Origin of the sequence: Streptomyces sp. SM10 (assembly GCF_002910915.1) — a bacterium.
In the GTDB taxonomy this organism is placed as follows: domain Bacteria; phylum Actinomycetota; class Actinomycetes; order Streptomycetales; family Streptomycetaceae; genus Streptomyces.
In genome coordinates, this window is sequence record NZ_NEUF01000091.1 from 40,962 (window position 1) to 45,297 (window position 4,336).

The window sequence follows — 4,336 nt, forward strand, 5'->3', positions numbered from 1 at the left end:
CCGCCGAGGACCGCCGGCCGACCGGAGGGGGAGGTACGCGTGAGGGAGCCGAACGGGACCGATCATGCCCGAGGGAACCGCTCGTGAGGGGGTTCTTCCGACGGGCCCACATCATCGAGCCGAAGGCCTCCGCCGCCGAACAGGAGCTGTTCGGCGGCCCGTTGCGCTACGACGGCGCGTTCGCCGAGCACGATCGCGCCCGCCTCGACCTGACGATGGTCTCGGCGATCCGGGCGATGCCCCGGCTGATCGGCGGCACGCTGCGCCGGGCCTGGGCTGCCGACCGGTCGGCGCCGCAGGCCGTCGGCGTCAGCGCGGTCGGCCAGGGCGCCGCCGCGGCGGCTGGTCTCCTCGCCGTCAACTCCGTGATGCACGCCCTGCTCGGCGGCGCTGGTCAGGTGCAGCTGGGGTCCGACGGCCGCCAGGAGGCTGAGAGTTCGGCGACTTCCTCCGTGACGCGGAAGGGCTGGGCCTGCGGGGTGGGAGGCACGGCGTACGGCGCCGCCGAGGCGTCCCCCGACGCCCGGGCCTCACGCAGGGCCTGCCGCAGGGCGATCTCCGAGGACACCGACCGGGCCAGAGTCCGCAACGCCGCGGACTGTTCGGGCGTGAAGGTGCGGGCGTCCTTGTCGACCACGCAGAACCCGCCAAGGACATGACCCTCCGGGGAGACGACCGGGAAACCCGCCCACGCCCCGACACCCAACTCGTCGATCGCCGCGAGATCCCTGATCCGCGGGTCAGCGGCCGCGTCCTCGGCGATCAGCTCCCTGCCCGCGCCGATGAGGAGGTGGCACGGGCTGTCGCGGATGTCGTTCTCCCGTCCGGCCGTGGAGTCCATGCCGACCGCGGACTTCCAGAAGGAGCGCCGGCCGTCCGCGACGGTGAAGAACGCCTTCTGCGCACCCGTGATCGCCAGTGCGAGTTGTGCGAGATCGTCGAACGTGCCTTCCGGCGGGCTGTCCAGCAGACCGGAAGCCGCCACCGCCTCCAGACGTGCCGGATCGAACACCGCCTCCGGCAGTTCCCCGGCCCCGACCGAAGGAAGCCTCTCCTTCGCCATCATGTACCGCTCCCCTTCCCCAGGACCACCCCCCGGGTACCCGGCCCCCAGGTGTCAAATCATCTGACAGCGATGCTATGGGCTGCGTCAGGGCTGCCCGAGCACGATCGCGTCACGGCATCCCGGGCCCCTCTGCCGCTCCTCGTCGCCGAGACCGGCCCGGGTCACACAGGGACCGCGTGGCGCCGACGGAGGCTTTCGGAGGACGCGTTCCCCGAACGTGCCGAGCACCACGTCCCGCCCGTCGCGGGCGAGGCGGCGCCGCGTGGGGTCGCGTCGCGGAGTCACCGATCGTCGCCCTCCCTCGTGGAGAGGCGGAAAGGCCGCACGTCACCGTGCATGCGCGCCCCCTGCGTCCGCTCCGGGGCGGCCCCGGGGCCGCCGCCCGTGTACCGCGGCAGGAAACGCGTCCGGGGGGTGGCACGCGTGCCACCCCCCGGAAATGCGGCTCACCCTCAGGTCTGAGGACGGCTGCCGTGGTTCGCGCCGTTCTTGCGGCGGGCCTTCTTCTTACGACGTCGCTTCGAGGACATCGAACCTCCTCATTCGGTAGCTCCTGCACACTATCCACCGGATTGCCGGATCCGGCGATCACAGAGCCCCTTACCCGCCGGTGCGTCGCCAAACACTCGGCGCGAACGCCCGCGAGTGACCTGCGTCACGTCCCGCGACCGACGTCTCACTCCGCGCGCCAGGACCTCCGAGCACTGTTCGAATCGGCTCTAGCCCCCGCAGGCGGGGTACCTCGCCTGGCTCCGGACCCGCGGGCGCGGAGCCGCCGCCGCAGGGGGCCGTTTCCGTCCGCACCATCCCGGTCACCACCGGGCACTCGGGCGATGCGCGGCGTCTTGCCCGCACATGGTTCCACCCCCACGGATCCCGGGCTCGGGCAGCTCCAGGCGGGCTGGCGCACCCTCGTCGCGATGGTGACCTCGCTCGCGGTGGGCTACGGGATGGCCCGGGCCCTGGACGTGCCGGCCATGATCGGCATGATGGTCGGCGGGATGACGAACATTCCGTCGGCTGTGACGGGGAAGGCCTTGGCCGTCCCAGGACGTCCTGGCCGGCGGTCATCGCCGGCCACGCGAGGCCGCCCGGCCGGGGCCGGACCAGGGAGGCGTACGGCGCGGGACGGAAGCCGTCGTCGTAGAAGCATCCACCCCCGTAGCTCCGGTCGAAGGCCCCGCAGGAGGCCGCGACCGAGGGTGCGGTCGGCCTGTGTCCCGATCGCACCCAGGTGTTGAGGGCCGCGAGGGAGTTGGCGTACTCGGAGTCGCTCAGTGCGCTGTGCTCGGTCTCCGTCGTGAACGTCTGGAGGAGGTTCCTCCCGCGGCCCGCGCCCTCGAGCGTGGCGTGGTAGGCCGCCTCGTGTTCGACGAAGGCCGTCGGGTCACCGATCGCGTGCAGGGCGAGGACCGGGAAGGACACCCGGCCCGTGAGGTCGCTGTCGTAGGAGAGGTCGCGGGCCGCGGTGGGGTCGGCCGTGAAACGCTCGACCCCGGCGTTGAGCGCCTTGTCGTCGTGTGAACCGGTGTACACGACACCGCGGTTGGTGAAGGGGTTCCGGCCGTCGAGCCTCTTCGACACGATATCCCGGAACGTGAAGGTCGCGAACCGCAGGTGGGACTCGAGCGAGCGCTCCGGAATGCGGGTGACAGCGAGGATGTCGTCCAGACTGCGCTGCTGCGACGCGCTGCGCTCCGCAGGCTCGGAGGCGTATCCGGTGCACTCCTGCAGGCGGCCGCGCAGCCCCTCGCTCGTCATCGTCGAGCCCGCCCGCAGCCCCTGCCACAGCGGGTACTGCGGCTCGGACGGCCGGGGATGGTTGTGGCAGTAGTACTGGTAGACCACCCGCAGGTCCACGCGGTAGTCGTATCCGCGCGAGCCTCCGCCGAGGACTCCGCTGGTCAGCAGTGCCCCGTCGTACGCCCCAGGGCGCGAGCCGTAGGTCTCCGCGACTTTGGCGGCGACATCGCCGCCCCAGGACTGGCCGTGCACGTAGGTCCGTTCGGGCTTCCCGAACTCCGAGACGAAGAGACGGCGTGCGCTCTCGGTGTCGGCCGCGGCCATACGTGTGCCGTACCCACCACGGCGGTAGGAGGAGCCGACCCACGCGTAGCCCTCGTCGACCATCACCGCCCAGCGTGCGAGGTCGTCGCCGCTGCGGGAGGGGTCGGAGGAGTCGCCGAGATCGGGACCACCGTGCGCGTGGACGACGAGGGACCCGTTCCACCGGGTGGGCACCGCCATCGTGTAGTACGCCCCGTCGGCATCCTGGCCGGTGTAGCACGTCGCCTTGGCCGCCAGGCGCGGCGGACAGGTGGCGGCGGCCGGGTGCCCGGTCCGCGCGACAGCGGTGGCGTTGCCGAGCGTGCCGAGGAGGACCGCCGCCAGCACGGACGTCAGCACGGACGGCAACCGGCGGCGGATCCGAGGCGGTCGGGAGGCATCCGAGGGTGCGTCAGGCGTGTTCAAGGCGCGGCTCCTGTAGGTGCGGGGCGCGACGTTGCGCCGCAGGCCGGGATGGTAAGGAGCCCCGCCGGGGCCGGGCCAGCCCCGCGGCCATTGCGTTCATAGTGTTCGCCCCGCGCCGCCCGCGCCTGTGCACGTGCCTGTGCCGCCCGTGCGTGTGGTCCGGCCCGGCGCCGGGCCGGACCACACGCGCCCGTGGATCAGAGCGAGGTCATGACGTGCTTGATGCGGGTGTAGTCCTCGAAGCCGTAGGCGGAGAGGTCCTTGCCGTAGCCGGACTTCTTGAATCCGCCGTGGGGCATCTCGGCGACCAGCGGGATGTGGGTGTTGATCCACACGCAGCCGAAGTCGAGGTTCTTGGACATCCGCATCGCACGGGAGTGGTCCTTGGTCCACACCGAGGAGGCCAGGGCGTACTCGACGCCGTTGGCGAACTCCACGGCCTGGGCCTCGTCCGTGAAGGACTGGACGGTGATGACGGGCCCGAAGACCTCCTGCTGGATGATCTCGTCGTCCTGGCGGAGGCCGGAGACGACGGTCGGGGCGTAGAAGTAGCCCGTGTCGCCGACGCGGTGGCCTCCCGACTCGACCTTGGCGTGCGCGGGGAGCCGCTCGATGAAGCCGCTGACCTGCGCCAGCTGGTTGGCGTTGTTGAGCGGGCCGTAGAGCACGTCCTCGTCGTCCGGCAGACCGGTCTTCGTGTCGGCCGCCGCCTTGGCGAGCGCGGTGACGAACTCGTCGTGGACGGACGCGTGGACCAGGACGCGGGTGGCGGCCGTGCAGTCCTGGCCGGCGTTGAAG

The 4,336-nt window shown here is 71.8% G+C and carries 3 protein-coding genes and 1 pseudogene; all 4 read right to left on the reverse strand.

The genetic code is table 11. The features are described 5' to 3' along the window. Positions 1 to 394: 394 nt before the first annotated feature. The gene (locus B9S57_RS12935) at positions 395 to 1,066 is read right to left on the reverse strand and encodes a GAF domain-containing protein (protein WP_103515704.1); all 672 of its coding nucleotides are present in this window, start codon (positions 1,064 to 1,066) and stop codon (positions 395 to 397) included. Between the two features lie 452 nt (positions 1,067 to 1,518). Further along, entirely contained in the window at positions 1,519 to 1,596 is a 78-nt protein-coding gene (locus B9S57_RS36370; protein WP_371604899.1) for a 50S ribosomal protein bL37, read from the reverse strand. 523 nt (positions 1,597 to 2,119) lie between these two features. Continuing rightward, positions 2,120 to 3,538 (reverse strand): annotated as a pseudogene (locus B9S57_RS12940) (alpha/beta hydrolase family protein); the annotation flags it as partial. 197 nt (positions 3,539 to 3,735) lie between these two features. After that, positions 3,736 to 4,336: aldehyde dehydrogenase family protein (locus B9S57_RS12945; RefSeq protein ID WP_146057752.1), on the reverse strand; the 601-nt coding region annotated here is incomplete at its 5' end.

Excerpts from the sequence above, each read along its gene's own strand:
- B9S57_RS36370 (WP_371604899.1), bottom strand. The coding sequence starts at position 1,596 with ATGTCCTCGAAGCGACGTCGTAAGAAGAAGGCCCGCCGCAAGAACGGC.
- B9S57_RS12935 (WP_103515704.1), bottom strand. The coding sequence starts at position 1,066 with ATGATGGCGAAGGAGAGGCTTCCTTCGGTCGGGGCCGGGGAACTGCCG.